This window comes from Streptomyces sp. NPDC002130, assembly GCF_040296465.1.
In the GTDB taxonomy this organism is placed as follows: domain Bacteria; phylum Actinomycetota; class Actinomycetes; order Streptomycetales; family Streptomycetaceae; genus Streptomyces.
Window position 1 is genome coordinate 1 of record NZ_JBEOXI010000682.1, and the last position, 1,722, is coordinate 1,722.

Annotated in this window: 1 protein-coding gene and 1 pseudogene; both read left to right on the forward strand. The window is 61.2% G+C overall.

The features are described from left to right. A pseudogene (locus ABT116_RS44395) lies at window positions 1-136 on the forward strand (amidohydrolase family protein); the annotation flags it as partial. Window positions 137-398: 262 nt separating this feature from the next. Next, the gene (locus ABT116_RS44400) at window positions 399-1,679 is read left to right on the forward strand and encodes an MFS transporter (protein ID WP_351646577.1); all 1,281 of its coding nucleotides are present in this window, start codon (window positions 399-401) and stop codon (window positions 1,677-1,679) included. The last annotated feature ends 43 nt before the right edge of the window (window positions 1,680-1,722 follow it).

Below are 1,722 nucleotides of genomic sequence, written 5' to 3' on the forward strand. Positions count from 1 at the left end.
GGTGGGTAGTGATTACCCGTACCCCTTGGGGGAGCGTCCGGTCGGTGAGGTGGTTCGCAAGAGTGAGTTCTTGGACGATACTGCGCGCCAACTGATTTCGCGGGGGAATGCCGAACGCTTCCTGGGTCTCGTCTGAGGCCCCGGCTATACCTTTTCCGGTATGGCGGACGGTGAATTCGGCATTTGTGAGTCATGTCTCGAGCGAGCACAATTCCAAACACAACGATCGACGACGCTCGTGATACCGACAATCCCGAAGACGGGGTCGGTGACTACAGACTTCATCGTCCGCCTGCCCCATCCAATCGATAGGTTCCGCGATGTCAGACAAGATATCCAACAGCACGACGAGTGACGGAAAGCCGTTGCCGGAGAAAGCTGCCCGCAGCCGAGTTGCCATGGCAACCCTGGCCGGCACAACTCTCGAATGGTACGACTTCTTCCTCTACGGCACAGCCGCCGCGCTGATCTTCAACAAACAATTCTTTCCGAGCCTGAGCCCCACGGCCGGCACGCTGGCTGCCTTCAGCACCTTCGCCGTCGGGTTCATCGCACGGCCGGTAGGTGGACTCGTGTTCGGGCACTTCGGTGACCGCATCGGGCGCAAGGCCACGCTCGTGGTCTCGCTGGTGATGATGGGCGTCGGGTCCACACTCATCGGCCTCATCCCGAACTACGACTCCATCGGGTTCTGGGCACCCGTCCTCCTGGTGGCCATGCGCGTCGTTCAGGGCATCGGTCTTGGCGGTGAAGGCGCCGGCGCGACACTCATGTCGATGGAGCATGCGCCGGCCGGGCAGAAGAATCTGTATGCAGGTTTCCCGCAGATGGGCACACCTGCCGGACTGGTTCTCGCCAACGGCATTTTCCTGACGACCAACGCCGTGATGTCGGACTCCGCATTCGCGTCGTGGGGTTGGCGAATCCCCTTCCTGCTGAGCTTCGTTCTGGTGGCGATCGGTTTGGTGATCCGCCTGCGCGTCACCGAGTCGCCGTCATTTGCCGGGGTCATGGAGAAGGGCGAAATAGTTCGCTTCCCGCTGCGTGAGTCGCTCAAGGTCGGCTTCCCCCGTTTGTCTCTCACGCTTGCCGCGTGCTTGGCGAACTCCGCCGTGGCGTACGCCTTCATGGTGTTCACTCTGTCGTACGGCACGCAACATCTGGGCTACGACAAGCAGTTCCTCGTGCTCAGCGTGACCGCTGCCGCAGTCCTGTGGTTCCTTTCCATCCCGTTCTGGACCAAGATCGCCGACAAGTACGGGCGTCGACACATGTTCATCGGCGGATCAGCCGCAATCCTGTTGTGGTGCATCGTGTTCTTCCCGCTCCTCAACACCGAGAACAAAATGGTCGCCGTCATCGCGTTCCTGGGTATGGGCCTGATCGTTCCGGTCACACATTGTGTCCAGGGCAGCATCATCGCCGACACCTTCCCGGCCAAGGTCCGCTATTCCGGCTCGTCTCTGATTCTCCAGAGTGGTGCGATTCTCGGTGGTGGACTGGCGCCGATGATCGCCACGGCTCTGCTCGACGCCACTGGATCTTCGGCGGGTGTGACCTGGTATCTCGCCGGGGTGTGCACGATCAGCCTGGTCGGCGCCATCGCCCTGTTCAAGATTGTCCCCGATTCGTCGCGGGGCTTGGAGCACGAGGAGATTCGCGTCTCCGAAAACGCCTGAGTCCTGGTCGATCCGACATCGGCCCGTTCCCTCCAGAGGGAAC